Raw genomic sequence first — 15,035 nt, 5'->3', positions numbered from 1 at the left:
TGGTCGGCTTCGCGAACCACATACGAAATGCCGGACACACTCGAACACACCCGAGCGGCTCCAACAAGGACCCCATGCCCCCGCACCCCCCTCTCCGGCCGTTCGCCCTCGCGGACGTGGCCCTCGGACCGGGCCTGTTCGCCGACAAGCGGGCTCTCGTGCTCGAACACGCCCGTGGGTACGACGTGAACCGGCTGCTCCAGGTCTTCCGGGCCACCGCGGGCCTGGACACGGGCGGCGCCGTCGCGCCCGGTGGCTGGGAGGGGCTGGACGGGGAGGCCGACGGCAATCTGCGCGGGCACTACACCGGGCACTTCCTCACCATGCTGGCGCAGGCGTACGCGAGCACGGGCGAGGAGGTGTTCGCGGAGAAGATCAGCGGCATGGTGGGCGCGCTGGCCGAGGTCCGTGCGGCGTTGCGGCACGATCCGGTGGTGCTGAGCAGGGGCGGCCGGTTCGGCCCGGCCGTCGAGCAGCTGCGCGGGTCGTACCAGTACGTCGAGCTGCCCGCCGGGGTGCTCGACGGTGCGTCCGCCCTCACTCTGTCCGTCTGGGTGAAGCCCACGCACGACGCGAGCGGGGCCCGTGTCCTCGACTTCGGCGACGGCACCACCCGGTGGCTGTATCTCGCGGTGCGCAACGCCGCCGGCGCACCGCGGTTCGCCGTCACCGTCTCCGGCGCCGGCGGCGAGCAGGGGCTGGACGGCACCGCACCGCTGCCACTGGGCGAGTGGAGCCATCTGGCCGTGACGCTCGGCGGCGGCACCGGCACGCTCCATGTGAACGGCACGGCCGTCGCCCGCAATACCGCCATGACGCTCACCCCGGCGGACCTGGGCGGCCTCGCTGGCCACTGGCTGGGCCGCTCGCACCATCCCGCCGACCCGGTGTTCGCGGGCGGCCTGGCGGAGTTCCAGATCTGGTCACGGGTGCTCGGCGCCGACGAGATCGCCGAGCTGCGGCGGGCACGGGCGGCCGAGACCGCCGCCGGGCCCGGCGACCTGGTGTCATACCGCCTCGACGAGCAGTCCGGCTCGCGCTTCGCCGACTCCTCCGGGCGCGGCCTGACCGCCGCCTTGCGGCGCACCTGGGGCGGACCGAGCCATCCGGGGTTCCTCGCGGCGTACCCGGAGACGCAGTTCGTCCTGCTGGAGTCGATGACGAGCAGCGACTACACGAAGGTGTGGGCGCCGTACTACACCGCGCACAAGATCCTCAAAGGCCTGCTGGACGCCCACTGCGCCACGGGCGACGCGCGGGCGCTGGACCTCGCCTCGGGCCTGGGCGACTGGATGCACGCCCGGCTGTCCCTGCTGCCCGCGGCCACGCTCCAGCGCATGTGGGGGATCTTCTCCAGTGGCGAGTACGGCGGCATCGTCGAGGCACTCTGCGAACTGCACGACCGCACCGGCAGACCCGAACATCTCGCGCTGACCCGCCTGTTCGACCTCGACCGGCTGATCGACGCGTGCGCCGCGGACACCGATGTGCTCGACGGGCTCCACGCCAACCAGCACATCCCGATCTTCACGGGCCTGGTCCGGCTGTACGAGAAGACCGGCGAGGAGCGCTTCCTCGCCGCCGCGAGGAACTTCTGGCGGATGGTCGTACCGCACCGCATGTACGCCATCGGCGGCACCAGCAGCGGCGAGTTCTGGAAGGCACGGAACGTCATCGCGGGCACGGTCGGCGCGACCACGGCGGAGACGTGCTGCGCGTACAACATGCTGAAGCTGAGCCGAGCGCTGTTCCTGCACGAGCAGGATCCGGCCTGCATGGAGTACTACGAGCGGGCGCTGTACAACCAGGTGCTCGGCAGCAAGCAGGACCGGCCCGACGCCGAGAAACCGCTCGTCACCTACTTCATCGGGCTGGGTCCGGGGCACGTCCGGGACTACACCCCCAAGCAGGGCACGACCTGCTGCGAGGGCACCGGCATGGAGAGCGCCACGAAGTACCAGGACTCGGTGTACTTCACGGCGGCCGACGGCAGCGCCCTGTATGTGAACCTCTACACCCCGTCGACGCTGACCTGGGCCGAGCAGGATGTCACGGTCACCCAGCGCACCTCCTTCCCCTACGACCAGGGCAGCACCCTCACCATCGGCGGGCGCGGCCGCGCCCGGTTCGCGTTACGGCTCCGGGTGCCCGCGTGGGCGACGGACGGATTCCGGGTGACGGTCAACGGGCGCATGGCGCAAGGGAGTTCGGTGCCAGGCCGGTACTTCACGGTCGCCCGGACCTGGCAGCACGGCGACACCGTACGCGTGCGCATGCCGTTCCGGCTGCGGGTGGAGCGGGCCCCGGACGATCCGTCCCTGCAGGCGCTGTTCCTCGGCCCGGTCAACCTGGTCGCCCGCGACCCCGCCACGGACTACCTGAAGGTGAGCCTGTACGGCAATGCCGCGCTCTCCGGCGACCTGCTGCCCTCCCTGACTCCGGTCCCGGGCGCCCCGCTGCACTTCACCCTGAACGGCATCACGTTCGCCCCGTTCCTCGAAGGGACCGAGGACCCCACCCACGCCTACGTGCGGCGCTGCGAGCCCCGGGTGGTCCTCGGCGGCCTCGACTCCGGCGTCGCCAACCCCGCCCGGCCCGACGGCACCACGCTCCTCGACGCGGTGTGGGCCGGAGCACCCTTCCGGAGCAAGGGGGCGCTGCTCGCGCGGGTCGGAGCCGTCGTGGACGCGTGGGTGGCGGACGGACTGCTGGAACGGGCGGGCGGCGTGGCGGTGCTGCGGACCGCGCGGCAGGCGTCGTACCCGCGCTGAGGGGGTGTCGTACCCCGTCGGCAGGGGTGGAGCGGGAAGTTCCCGCCGTGCGCGGGGTGCGGTGGCTGCCTAGCGTGATCCCATGACCACAGACCGAGCCGGGCCGGACCCGCACGACCGACGGTGGAAAGCGCTCGCCGTCTGTCTGACCGCGGCCTTCATGACATTGCTCGACACGTCGATCGTGAATGTGGCGCTGCCCTCGATGGAGCGCGGACTGCACGCCAGCACGGCCGACCTGTCGTGGGTGATGTCCGGATACGCCCTCACCCTCGGTCTGGTCCTGGTCCCGGCGGGACGCCTCGGTGACATGCGCGGACGGCGCCGGACCTTTCTGACCGGGCTCGCCCTGTTCACGCTCGCCTCGGCCGCCTGCGGGCTGTCCTCGGGCGCCGGCTGGCTGGTGCTGTTCCGGCTGCTCCAGGGGGCGTCGGCGGGCCTGATCGCACCGCAGACCTCGGCGCTGATCCAGCAGATGTTCCAGGGGGCGGAGCGGGCTCGCGCGTTCGGCATCATGGGCAGCACGATCGGCATCTCCACGGCGGTCGGCCCACTGGCGGGCGGTCTGCTGATCCAGGCGGCCGGCGGCCCCGACGCCTGGCGCTGGGTGTTCTACGTCAACCTGCCCATCGGGGTGGCCGTGTGCTGCGCGGGGCTGCGGCTGCTGCCCCACTCCCCCGGCTCGCCGGGCAAGCGCGAGTGCTTCGACATCCCCGGCGTCCTGCTCCTCGGCTCCGGCGTGCTCGCCCTGATGCTGCCCCTGGTGCAGCAACAGCAATGGCACGGGCGGCTGAAATGGGCTCTGCTTCCGATCGGCGCCGGGCTGCTGGTCGCGTTCTGGGCGTGGGAGCGACGGCAGGGGCGGCGCGGCCACGCACCACTCGTCGACCTCAAGCTCTTCTCCCTGCGCTCCTTCTCGCTCGGCGCGCTGCTGAGCCTGGTGTACTTCGCCGGCTTCACGACGCTGTTCTTCGTCTACACGCTGTTCCTGCAGAACGGCATGGGCTACGGCGCGCTGGCGGCGGGCCTGTCGTCCATGCCGTTCGCGGCGGGGTCGGCAGCGGGGGCCGCGGCCGGCGGCCGCCTTGTGGTGCGCTTCGGACGCAAGCTGGTGATCGCCGGGCTGTGCACGGTGGCGGTGGCGATGCTCGGGGTCGTCGCCGCCGTGCACTGGGCACCGGGGCGGGGCGTGGCCTGGGCGGTCGCGCTCCCGCTGCTCGTCGCCGGCATCGGCTCCGGGCTGACCATCTCCCCGAACACCACGCTCACGCTGTCCCTCGTGCCCGTGCGAGGAGGCGGAGCGGCGGGCGGGGTACTGCAGACCGCGCAGCGCATCGGCTCGGCGGCCGGAGTCGCCGCGGTCGGCTCGGTGTACTTCGCCCACCTGGCCAACCGCGCCGCCCCCGCGACCGCGCTCCAGTACGGACTGCTCACCTCCGTCGCCATCATCCTGCTCGCCCTCTGCCTGGCCTTCGCCGACCTGCACGAACGCCGGGTCCGTCCCCGGACGGAGCAGAAGCGGGAGGCGGCACGGCAGGAGGCGTAGGACGCCATGGCATCCATGGCATCCATGGCTTCCATGGCATCCATGGCATCCATGGCATCCATGGCTTCCATGGCTTCCAGATGAAGCGCCGCTGCGGCTCTCACGACCTCCGGCGCGGTTTGCCCCGCTTGGGGGTCTGCTTGGCGCCCGCTGTGCGCGCGCTGCCCCCCGCCGTGCGGGCGCGCGGGTTGCGGCCCGTGGACGCCGCCGCCGGCTTCTGCCGGGTGCCCTTCGCCTTCGGCTCCGCACGCTTCGGTTCGGACCGCTGCTGCTTCTGCTGCTCGGCCGGAGGCTTGGCGCGGCCCCGGGTGCTGTTGACCGTGCGGCCGCGCACGATGCCGATGAAGTCCTCCACCAGGCCGGTGGTGGCCTCCTCCGGCCAGGACAGGGCGATGCTGGATTGGGGGGCGTCGGTGACCGGGCGGTAGGTGAGGTCCTTGCGGTGGTACAGGCGGGCCAGGGACTGCGGCACGAGCAGGAGGCCGACGTTCGCCGCCACCAGCTCGATCGCGTCCGGTGTCGTCGCGGGCCGCTCGAAGGCGGGCTCGCCGGGCGGGCTGTCCCAGTCGAAGACGTCGTCCAGAGGGTGGAAGAGCACCTCCTCGGCGAGATCGGCGAGGGTCACCTCGTCCGCGGCCGTGATCAGGTGGTCCTTGGGGACGACGACCACCGTGGTCTCGGTGTAGAGGGGGATCGCGCTGAAGTGCGTACGGTCCACGGGGAGCCGTACGAACCCCGCGTCGGCCTCGCCCGCCCGCAGCACCTCGGGCGCCTCCGCGGCCGGGACCTGGACGAGGGTGAGCGGGATGTCCGGCAGGCGCTCGTTCCAGATCCTCACCCATTTGGCGGGCGTCACTCCGGGTACGTACGCGAGCCGGAACGACGGTGATTCCTCCGAGCCTGTCACCAGGCCAGGTTACCGGCCGCGGCCTGCCGCCCGTCACCCGCCGCGGCCCAGCCTCCGTCACCGGCCGTGGTCGGCGGCCGGGCACGCGGCCCTTACCCTTGACCTCATGAGTTCGCAGCAGAGCACCCAGTCGATGAAGCCCGCGACCGCGGCGAAGAAGCTGGGTGTGTACCTCCCCGCCACCCCCGCCTCGTTCCAGGAGGGCGTCGTCACGCGCGCCGAGCTGAACGAGCTGCAGGCGAACCCGCCGGAGTGGCTGAGCGAGCTGCGGCGCAACGGCCCGCACCCGCGTCCTGTGGTCGCCGCGAAGCTCGGCGTGTCCATCGCCGGCCTCGCGCGCGGCGGGGTCACCGAAGCGCTGACCACCGAGCAGATCGAGGCGCTCAAGCAGGAGCGGCCCGAGTGGCTGGAGAAGGAGCGCGCCACCCAGGCCGAGGTCCGCAAGGAGGCCGTGCGGATCAAGCAGGAGAAGCAGGAGAAGGAGCAGCGGGCCGCCGAGCGCGACTGACTCCTCCCCCCGAATCCTCCCCCTGTCTCGGTCCAGAACCGTTTTCCCACAACGCCCTCCGGCTTCCGGAGGGCGTTGTCAGTGCGCTGCCCTACAGTTCCCGTCACTTGATCAACGCGGGTGCGGGAGGCACGCATGGGGTGGGTGCCGGCCGGTCTACGAGGTCGCCCTGGACGACGGCACGGTGGTGTGCCGCAACGCGTCCGGACGGCGGCTGAAGTCGGTGCCGCCGAAGATCGCCGACGATCCGGCGGTCGTGGGGGCTCAGGCAGCTCGTCGCATGGCTGGCGCGGCATGAGCGGGAGTGCCTGGCCACCGCCGAGCGCTGAATGGTCCGCTCGCTGCCGGTGCCGCTCGCCGTCGTCACGCGCGTGTGGCCCGACCCCGCCGGGCGGGCCGCGCTGCGCGACCTCGTGGTCACCGGCGCCGACGGGAGATCGTCGGCTTCCTGCGGGACGCCGGCCCCGAGCGCGCTCTGGGCCTGGTCGACCTCGACGGCGACACCGTCCGTATCGCCCCCGACCTCGTCCGCATCCCCCACCCGGTCCTCCTCGAAGACCTGGCGGAGCTGCGGGAGTTCGCCATCGAGGTGGGCGTCGAGCAGGGCGCGCAGCAGCTCTTCCGGGAGGCCTGGCACCGGCCGGCCGCGCGTGACTCCGAGGCGACCCAGGTCGAGGAGTACGTCGGCGGCTCGTTCAAGGAGCTGCGCTTCCTGCACCGCCGGGCCACCCAGCTCGGCTACCGCGTGCGCGGTGGCAACGCCGTGTGCCCGGTCCTGGAGGACGGCCGGGGCGTGGAGGCCCGGGTGTGGATGGGGGACTACGACGGCTGGTCGGAGACCGAGACCGGTCCGCCGGCCTGGTCCGGCCCCTCCGGAAGGGTGCTGAAGCTCGGTCAGGTCGGGCCGGTGGCCTGGTCGGAGGGCAGGCGGATGGCAGCCGCGCTGTACGCGGGGCGGGACATCGAGGACGAGGAGCGGGCGGCATGACGTACACGGAACTGCACGCAGCGGCTGCCGAGCGCTCTCGCGATGTGTTCGGCCGCCTCCTGCCGGCCGACCCGGACCGCGTCGCCCACGCATGGCTGGCGGCGGCACGCTGCACCGAGGAGGTGGATCGCGCGCTCTGCATCGCGGCCTGGAGGTGAGGGGAAGGGATACGACACCGGGCGGGCCGCCGTTCCCCCGTGTCGGCGGCCCGCCGGGACATACGTCCCGCCCAGGCCGGTGTCGCAGGGTTGCAGTGTGCGACAGCCGGGACCGGCGGTGGTATGCGTACAAGTACGTACGCGGACGGGGCGGACGGGCCGCGAGGCGACCGGAGAGGAGGCAGGTGGGGCTGGACAGGGCCTACGAACGCATGACGGCCGTCGCCGTGGCGGCGCTGCACGAGCGGGAGCCCGCGCTCCTGTGGCCGATACTCGCCGGTGCTCTGGCGGACCTGTGCGGCGGTGAGGCGGTCGTGCACAAGCTGGACGAGTGGAGCGAGCGCGAGGGCACGATCGGTGTGGCGCCCGACGCCGCGGCCGCCGAGTTGGAGCGGCTCGGGAACGCGGACCTGGCTCTGCTGCGCGCGGGCTACCCTCTCGCCCAGCACTACGCGGACAGGACCGACCGGATGCCGGCGACCGCGCACCGGGCGGTGGGCCGCGCCTGGCCGGACAGCCCGACGGCACGTCTGCTCAACGACGTGTGGGACGTCGACCACATGCTGGGCGTTCCGCTCCCCGACAGCACCAGCCCCGTCACCGGGTGCCTCGTCTACCGGGCCGGTACGGACTTCACCGACGACCAGCTCGCCATGGCGGAGCGAGCCCAGCCGCTGCTGGCGGCCGTCGAGCGGCAGCGGCAGCTGCTGGAGGAGTGGCGGCGCGTGCTCGGCCCGGCCGGAGCGCCGGACGAGCGGGCGGCGGACGCTGCGCTGACGCCCCGCGAGGCAACCGTACTGCTGCTGCTCACCGACTCGCTCACCGCCGACGCCATCGGCCGACGCCTCGGCATCTCGGTCCGCACGGTGCACAAGCACGTCGAGAACATCTACCGCAAGCTGGGCACCCGCGACCGCCTGGGCACCGTACTGCGGGCCCAGCGACTCGGCCTGGTGCCGGCGCCCGGTCCCCCCTGAGCCTGGGCTCGCCCTGCGAGATTCGTTACCGTGGACCGGCCCGCACCCGCAATCGAGCCGACCTGAAGGGTTGTCAGCCAACTTGTCCCGTGATAGGCCGACGGTCCCGCGAACCGCGAACCGCGAACCGCGAACCGCGAACCGCGAACCGCGAACCGCGAACCGCGAACCGCGAACCGCGAACCGCGAACCGCGAACCGTCTGACGTCTGAGAGCTTTCTGCGGGTTCCGGTGGGCCCCGACGCCCACCGCTGGCGCACCTTCCCCGCCGAGCGGACGCTCGTCGTCGCCGCCCGTACCGTCACCTCCACCGTGCGCGTACTCGAGACGCTGCCGGCGCTGCTGCGTGACGACCCACGGGTGAGCGTGGTCTTCGCCCACGACCCCACCTCAGCGTTCGCCTCCGGGGTACGGGATCTCCTCCAGGCGTCCGGTTGCCGGATCATGCCCTGGGAGCAGCTGGCGCACATCAGCGCGGACCTCATCCTCACGGCCAGCGAGAACGTGGACATACCGGAGGGCGACTGCCCGGTTCTGGTGCTGCCGCACGGTGTGGGGTTCCAGAAACGCGTCCCGGACGCGCGCGGACCGCAGGACCGGCTGTCCGGCCTCGTCCCCGACGCCCTGCTGGAGTCCGGCCGCGCGTGGCTCGCCGTCTCGCACCCGGACCAGGAACGACAGCTCCTGGCCGCCCACCCCAAAACCGCCGGCCGCACCCTGCTGCTGGGCGACCCCTGCTACGACGAGTTGCTCACCGGCCGAACCCTCCGGAACACATACCGGCAGGCTCTCGGTGTCGCAGACGGGCAACGGCTCGTCGTGATCAGCTCAACCTGGGGTCCCACCTCCCTGCTCGGCCGCCACCCCGATCTACCGGTCCGCCTCCTCGGCGCACTGCCCCACGACGCCCACCGCATCGCGGCCATCGTCCACCCCAACGTCTGGTCGGCACACGGGTCCTGGCAGATCCGCGCGCTTCAGGCCTCGGCACTCGATGCGGGCCTGATGCTGATGCCGCCCGTGCACGCCTGGCGTCCCGCGCTCGTCGCGGCGGACGTCGTGATCGGTGACCACGGCTCGGTGACCCTGTACGGCGCCGCCCTCGGCCACCCGGTCCTGCTCGGCGCGTTCGGCGCGGACGCGGTGCCGGGGACGGCGGCCCACGACCTGGCCGCCGCGGCCCCGCGGCTGGATCCGGGCGGTGATCTGGCGGCCCAGATCGAGGATGCCGTAGCCGCTCACACCCCCGAGCGGTACGCCGAGGTCACGCGGCGGGCCTTCGCCGCGCCGGGGCAGGCGCCGGCCCGGCTCCGCGAGGTCGTCTACGAGTTGCTCGGCCTCCCGGAGCCCGGCTCCGCGCCCCCGCCGGACCTGCTGGTGCCCGCCCCGGAACCGGCCCCCGATCCCGTCACCTCGTGGCTGGTCGTCACCGGGCTGAGCGAGGAGTCGGCCGGCCTGGTCGTGACGGTACGGCGGTATCCCGCGGCGGCGCGCGCGTATGCGCAGGGCGGGACAGGACCCGAGGACGGGTCGCTGGGCCACGTCCATCTCGCCTGCTCGGACGGCGAGCGCGACCGCCGACGGCTGGAGAGCGCATCCGTGATCGAGCGGACCGCTCCGGCCGATTCGCCGACCGAGGCACTGCGCTGGGCCCGGGCCACCTTGGCCGAACTGCCCGGCAGTCTGCTGGCCGCCTGCGCCGTGCGGGGTGGCGGTCATCTGGTGGGGCTGCGCGACGGCCGGGTGGTCGAGGCGACGGTGACCGGACCGGCCACGGCTCCCGGGCTCGCGGCCGCGGTCGTCTACGCCTGGCTCCGGCAGGGGCGTCCGCCGGGCGAGGCGCTGCTGACCCTGCGCCTCGCCGGCGTGCGGGACGAGGACGTACTGCTCCGCCCGCGCCCCGCGGCTCCGAGCATCAGCTGAGGTCCGTCAGGCGCCGGCGCAGCTCTTCCGCGCGCCGACTGCCGTTCGCCTCCCGGATCTCGACGACCCGGCCCAGCCACTCGCGCACCCTCTCCGGGTGGCTGCCGGTGCGCTCGGCGATACCGATGAGGGCCTCCAGGGCATCGGCTTCGTAGCTGGTCGCGCGCTGCTCCCGCAGGATCTCCGCCGCCGTGGTCAAGGCGTGGACGGCGTCCTCGGTCTGCCGCAGGTGGTCGTGGGCGAGACCGGCGGCGAGGAGAGCACGTGCGGCCATGCGCTCGTCGGGCTCGGGAAGGTTCAGCAGATAGGCGCGCGCCTGCCGGAGTACGGCGAGGGCTTCCGCGTGCTCGCCCCGCGCGTCCATGGCGGATCCGAGGAAGAGCAGGGCCAGGGCCTCACCGCGCTTGTCCTCGGCCCGCCGGTTGAGTTCGACGCAGTACCGGTAGGTGTCCACCGCGCGGCGCGGGTCGAGGCGATCGAGGCAGCGGCCGTGGAACTCCTGGACGGACGCGCGCAGCAGCAGGCGGTCGGTGGACTCGGCGAGCGTCACGGCGCGTTCGGTCTCGGCGCGGGCGCGGTCCCCCTCACCGAGGTCCATCAGCGGCCGGGAGAGCAGAGCGCGCAGGCGGGCCTCACCGGCCACGGCCTCGGCGGCGGGGCCGTCGGGACGGTCGGAGGCCGCAGCTGCCAGCGCGGCGGCGGCCTCGGCGCCCAGCTCCAGCGACTCCTTCCAGGCGCCGAGGTAACGGTGGTGCAGGAAGAGCACCGTGAAGGCCTCGGCCAACGGCCAGGCAAGGGCATGCAGTCCATGCCGTACGGCGGCGCGCAACACGGCCAGGATCGTGGCGCACTCGGCGTCGAGCCACGTCAGCGCGGAGGGGCCGTCGGCTGCGGCGAAAGGATCGGTCGCGTCGGCGAGCAGGCTGCTCAGATCGGCGATGCGCAGCCGGTCCGCGCGCACCGCACGGTCGGCGAAGGCGACGAGCACGAGGTAGTGGGTGGTGACCCGCTCGATGAGAGCCGTCTCCTCGGCGGCCCGCTCCTCCTCGGCCGCGCGCTCACGGGCGTAGAGGCGGACCAGGTCGTGCATGCGGTAGCGGCCGTCGCGTGCGGACTCCAGCAGGCTCGCGGCGACGAGTTCGCGCAGCAGCCGCCGGGCCGTGCGCAGGTCGACGCCCGTCGCGGCGGACGCGACCCCGGCGTCGAAGAGCCCGGCCGGAAGCCAGCCGAGAAGACGGAACATCCGCGCGGGTCCGGGCGGCAGCAGACGGTACGACGGTCCGAGTACGGCGGACACCGAATAGCCGCCACCCGGCAGGGACATGCCGTCCAGGCGTGCGGCCTCGTCCTCGAGTTCGCCGACGAGGTCGGCCATGGTCAGGAACTCGTCGCTGAGCAGCCGGGCCGCCACGATCCGCAGCGCCACCGGCAGACCGCCGCACAGTTCCACGAGGCGTTCCGCGGCGGCGCGGTGGGCCGTCACCGTGGACTCACCGAGGCGGTCGGCGAGCAGTTTCAGACCGCCTTCGGCATCGAGCGGTTTGAGTGCGATGAGTTCGGCACCGTCCAGGGCGACGAGTTCGCCGAGCTTGCTGTGGCTGGTGACGACGACCGTGCTGCCGGGTCCGCTCGGGATCAGCGGCCGGACCTGGGCGGGCAGGGTGACGTTGTCGATGAGGACGAGCATCCGCCGGTCGCGGGAGTGGGTCGCGTACCGCCGGGTCAGCTCCGCGAGCGTCGCGGGGACGTGCTCGTCGCTCCCCAGCAGCGCCTGCAGGATCCCGGCGAGGGCCTGGGAGACGTCGGCGCCCATGGCGGCACCGACGGCGGCCTCGTCGCGCAGGGCGGCGTAGTCGACGTAGAACAGGCCGTCGGGGAAGCGTCCGCGTTCCTTGTCCGCCCAGCGGCAGGCGATCGCGGTCTTGCCCACGCCGGGCAGCCCGGCGAGCACCGCGAGGTTGACCCGGCCGGGTGCGCCGCACACGGTGTCGAGCCGGTCGAGTTCGGCGACGCGGTTGCTGAACGTGCCGGTCAGGGCGGGGAGATGGTCGGGCTGGGTGCCGGGCGCGGTCGGTGCGGCCCGGCGGACGTCGAAGGTGATGTCGTACGACGTTCTCGGCAGGATCTCGGCCAGCAGCCGGCGCAGTTCCTCGGCCGCCTCGGGGTCGTCCTCGAGGATGCGGAGCAGGCGCCGTTCCCAGTCGGCGGCGACGCGGCCCGCCACGCTCTCCTCGTCACCGCTGTCCCGGGCCGTCTCCAACTCTGCGCGCGAGGCGTCCAGTTCGTCATCCGCTCCGCGCCGGGCCAGCCAGCGGGTCACCCGTGACCGGGCCTGCTTCATCTGCGCCCAGGCGTCCGCGATCACGAGCCCGACAAAAGTCGTGGCCGCCTGCGCGGCGAGCGTCCCCAACTCGGCTTCCACCAAGCCCCCTTACGTCGTCCAGCGGCACCGGGACAGGCGGACCCCACGGTAGAAGGATCTTCGCCGGATTCCCAGTCGGCACGACGGGAGCGGGGGCGCGGGGGCGGGGGGCGGGCGGAGTCGGCCCAGGGCCGTAGCCAGCGGTGGGATCGGACAGCGTGCCCGCGCCCTGGGCCGAGGCGTTATGGCTGACCCACGACGCGGCCGACCGATGGGCGATCGCCATCGCCTTCGCCGTGGCGGCCTCCGGCGCCGTGGACAAGGCGCTGTCTCCGTGGGCCGGCCACGCCCCGTCCCCGTCCGGGCCGTCGCCCGGTCCGGGCGACGGCCGGTCGGCCGCCTCCGGGACCACACCCCCGGACGCGGACCCGCCCGGCCCTCCGCCGGAGCCGTCCGGCGGGCGTCGCACACGAACCCGGGGCCGGGTGACGACCGCCTTGGTGTCGGCAGCTGTCACGGCCGCGCTGGTCGGTGTGGTGTACGGCCTGCTGGCGCCGAAGGCCGGACACAGCGGGCCGGCATCGTCCGCAACGACCCCGACGACCTCGGCGGCATCACAGACGACTCCACCGCCCGGCGGCGGGTCGACCCCGGACGGCTACACCCTGGTCTACGGGCACCGGACACTGTCCTTGAAGAATGACAACTACTACTTCGACCTGCGCGCAGGCGCGGTCAGCGGTTCGGAGACGGCGTGGAGCGTCAGCACGAACGCCGGCGGCGACAGCAAGGGTGCCTTCGAACTCCAGCCGCTCACCGACGTGTACGTCGTGCCCGGCAAGGCCGCGCCGAGCGCCGGACTGTGCGCTGCCAACCATCATCGATGTCGACTACGGCAATTGGGCCACCACGGACGACATCATCTACTACCGCCACCGGAGTTGACCGACCACGCACGCACTCGCCACTGCCGCAGCGGCCCGTCACGTTCCTGGCTCCCCTCCGTCCTGGCGCCCGCGCAAGCCCGCCCGACCATGACGACCGCGAGGCCGTCGGTCACCACGCGCACCGGTCCGATCGCGAGCAGCTCGTGCGCCGCGGTCAAAGCCGCCCTTCGACCGCGGATCGCGGCGCGTCTGGCCGAGGCGGACCAGCGGGCAGCAGGAGATACTCGACGGTGCCGAGGCGACTCGGGAAGACTCAGCCGTGACCAGAGCCGATGACACCACCCGCCAGGCCCCACTCCGCCGGGGCTTCGTCTCGGACACCCGGTAGTGCCCCCCTATTTCGGCGCCTCGAAGCCGCCGATCTTCTGCTCGAGCAGTTCGGCCAGCCGCAGCGGGGTGCGGTCCTCGAACATCGGGCCGATGAGCTGCACTCCCACTGGCAGCCCCTCGGGGGACCGGCCCGCTGGTACGGCGGTGGCGGGCAGGCCGGGCATGGTGGCCAGACCGGCCCAGACGAGCTGGTCGAGGTACGGGTACTCGACGCCGTCGATGTCGATCCGGCGTTCCCTCAGATCGGGGTTGTGGTCGTGTTGGAACGCGGGAGTGGGCGTGATGGGACACACCACGGCATCGAACTCGGCGAAGAGCTGCCGCCACCCGTGGCGGTGAAGCTCGCGACGGTTGTCGGCCTCGATCCAGTCGCGGTGGCTGAACACCATGCCGCGCAGCCGCACCGCGTCGAGACTCCGGTCGTCTGCGCTCAGTCCGGCGGCGATGGTCCGCAGCTGCTCGTACGCTTCGACGGGAAAACGCGCAACGGCGCTCGAAAACAACAACTGCATGTAGAGCACCGCGGCTTCGGTCAGATCGGGCAACAGCGGACTGTGCCGTTCGACGCGGGCGCCGCCATCGGCGAGCGCGTCGGCCACCCGGTTCACGCCCGCCAGCACAGCGGACCCGGTCGGAATGAGCGGATGCGTGTCGAGGACCAGGACCCGGAAGTCGCAGAGCCGCTCGTGGCGCGCGGGCGGCAGCGTCAAGTCGTGCGCCTTGCCGAGCGTCAGCGGGTCCGGTCCGGCCATGACGTCGAGCAGGAGCGTGAGGTCGCGGGCAGTGCGCGCCATCGGACCCACGACGGCGAGGTCAAGGTCGGCCGGCAAGGCCGGCGCGGGCGGCGGGACCATACCGCGGTTCGCTGCCAGGCCGAGTGTCGGCTTGTGTGCGTAGACACCGCAGAAATGCGCGGGTGTGCGCAACGAACCGCCGATGTCGGAGCCGATGGACAGCGCACCGAATCCGGACGCCAGGGCCGCCGCTGATCCGCCGGAGGATCCGCCCGACGTGCGATCGTGATCCCACGGATTGTTAGTGGTGCCGTAGATCTCGTTGAAGCTCTGGATATCTTGCAGCCCCAAGGGCACATTGGTCTTACCCAGCACCACCGCGCCCGCGGCCTTGAGCCGCGACACCTGTACCGCGTCCTCGGCCGGCACATAGGCCCGGTGTTGCGGCATGCCCCAGGTCGTGGGCAGCCCAGCTATGTTGTAGGACTCTTTGACCGTCACCGGAATACCGAGCAGCGGCCGGTCCTCACCGCGGGCGCGTACCTGGTCGGCACCGCGCGCGGCGGCCCGTGCACGGTCGAAGTCCGGCACACAGATCGCGTTGATCGCCTTGTCGTCCCGCTCGATACGAGCGATCGCCTCGTCGGTCAGTTCCGCCGAGCTCACTTCACCGGCACGCAAAGCAGCCGCGAGTTCTTCGGCCGACTGAAAATTCCACTCCATGAATCCGACCGTACCGGCCGCTGGAACAGGCCATGAAATGCCGTTTCGCGCAACAGGGTTGAACGTTTCCATGCGTGTCATGTTCCGCTCCGGCACGGACAATTCGCCCGACCGCCGGCGATGGCGACGCGCGGCGGGATCGATCCGCAGGGTGCGGGGAA

The 15,035-nt window shown here is 72.5% G+C and carries 10 protein-coding genes and 1 pseudogene; 8 read left to right on the top strand and 3 right to left on the bottom strand.

Features of this window, described 5'->3' with window-relative positions; translation table 11 throughout:
* Positions 1-74 precede the first annotated feature (74 nt).
* On the top strand, positions 75-2,771 hold the full coding sequence (locus tag AB5L52_RS38050; protein WP_369367925.1) for a beta-L-arabinofuranosidase domain-containing protein: 2,697 nt from the start codon (positions 75-77) through the stop codon (positions 2,769-2,771).
* An 82-nt stretch (positions 2,772-2,853) separates the two neighbouring features.
* The gene (locus AB5L52_RS38045; protein WP_369367924.1) at positions 2,854-4,317 is read left to right on the top strand and encodes an MFS transporter; all 1,464 of its coding nucleotides are present in this window, start codon (positions 2,854-2,856) and stop codon (positions 4,315-4,317) included.
* 100 nt (positions 4,318-4,417) lie between these two features.
* Here the strand turns inward: AB5L52_RS38045 and AB5L52_RS38040 are convergent, their stop codons facing one another.
* Entirely contained in the window at positions 4,418-5,224 is an 807-nt protein-coding gene (locus tag AB5L52_RS38040; protein ID WP_369367923.1) for a LysR family substrate-binding domain-containing protein, read from the bottom strand.
* A 106-nt stretch (positions 5,225-5,330) separates the two neighbouring features.
* Here AB5L52_RS38040 and AB5L52_RS38035 point away from each other — a divergent pair, with 106 nt between their 5' ends.
* The 5 genes and pseudogenes from AB5L52_RS38035 to AB5L52_RS38015 all read left to right on the top strand — a co-directional run bounded on the left by AB5L52_RS38035 (position 5,331) and on the right by AB5L52_RS38015 (position 9,778).
* Entirely contained in the window at positions 5,331-5,732 is a 402-nt protein-coding gene (locus AB5L52_RS38035) for a DUF5997 family protein (protein WP_369367922.1), read from the top strand.
* 135 nt (positions 5,733-5,867) lie between these two features.
* A pseudogene (locus AB5L52_RS38030) lies at positions 5,868-6,720 on the top strand (DUF4132 domain-containing protein).
* On the top strand, positions 6,717-6,878 hold the full coding sequence (locus AB5L52_RS38025) for a hypothetical protein (RefSeq protein WP_351020308.1): 162 nt from the start codon (positions 6,717-6,719) through the stop codon (positions 6,876-6,878). The pseudogene AB5L52_RS38030 and the gene AB5L52_RS38025 overlap by 4 nt, the downstream one beginning before the upstream one ends.
* 185 nt (positions 6,879-7,063) lie before the next feature.
* Entirely contained in the window at positions 7,064-7,855 is a 792-nt protein-coding gene (locus AB5L52_RS38020; RefSeq protein WP_369367921.1) for a response regulator transcription factor, read from the top strand.
* A 231-nt stretch (positions 7,856-8,086) separates the two neighbouring features.
* Complete coding sequence (locus AB5L52_RS38015; protein WP_369367920.1) at positions 8,087-9,778, top strand: hypothetical protein; 1,692 nt, start codon at positions 8,087-8,089, stop codon at positions 9,776-9,778.
* Here AB5L52_RS38015 and AB5L52_RS38010 read toward each other — a convergent pair.
* Positions 9,771-12,200: an NB-ARC domain-containing protein gene (locus tag AB5L52_RS38010; RefSeq protein ID WP_369367919.1), complete on the bottom strand. Its 2,430-nt coding sequence runs from the start codon at positions 12,198-12,200 to the stop codon at positions 9,771-9,773. The genes AB5L52_RS38015 and AB5L52_RS38010 overlap by 8 nt on opposite strands.
* 158 nt (positions 12,201-12,358) lie before the next feature.
* On the opposite strand from AB5L52_RS38010, the gene AB5L52_RS38005 reads away from it, so the two are divergent.
* Positions 12,359-13,363: a hypothetical protein gene (locus AB5L52_RS38005; protein ID WP_369367918.1), complete on the top strand. Its 1,005-nt coding sequence runs from the start codon at positions 12,359-12,361 to the stop codon at positions 13,361-13,363.
* 59 nt (positions 13,364-13,422) lie between these two features.
* Here the strand turns inward: AB5L52_RS38005 and AB5L52_RS38000 are convergent, their stop codons facing one another.
* Complete coding sequence (locus tag AB5L52_RS38000) at positions 13,423-14,874, bottom strand: amidase (RefSeq protein WP_369369033.1); 1,452 nt, start codon at positions 14,872-14,874, stop codon at positions 13,423-13,425.
* Between the last annotated feature and the right edge of the window lie 161 nt (positions 14,875-15,035).

Source organism: Streptomyces sp. CG4 (genome assembly GCF_041080655.1).
In the GTDB taxonomy this organism is placed as follows: domain Bacteria; phylum Actinomycetota; class Actinomycetes; order Streptomycetales; family Streptomycetaceae; genus Streptomyces.
Note: the sequence above shows the minus strand (reverse complement) of the source record. Positions and strands in the feature narration are given on the sequence as shown.

What these genes read in the sequence shown, in the direction of transcription:
- AB5L52_RS38050 (WP_369367925.1), top strand. Translation starts at nt 75, where the DNA reads ATGCCCCCGCACCCCCCTCTCCGGCCGTTCGCCCTCGCGGACGTGGCC.
- AB5L52_RS38045 (WP_369367924.1), top strand. Translation starts at nt 2,854, where the DNA reads ATGACCACAGACCGAGCCGGGCCGGACCCGCACGACCGACGGTGGAAA.
- AB5L52_RS38035 (WP_369367922.1), top strand. Translation starts at nt 5,331, where the DNA reads ATGAGTTCGCAGCAGAGCACCCAGTCGATGAAGCCCGCGACCGCGGCG.
- AB5L52_RS38025 (WP_351020308.1), top strand. Translation starts at nt 6,717, where the DNA reads ATGACGTACACGGAACTGCACGCAGCGGCTGCCGAGCGCTCTCGCGAT.
- AB5L52_RS38000 (WP_369369033.1), bottom strand. Translation starts at nt 14,874, where the DNA reads ATGGAGTGGAATTTTCAGTCGGCCGAAGAACTCGCGGCTGCTTTGCGT.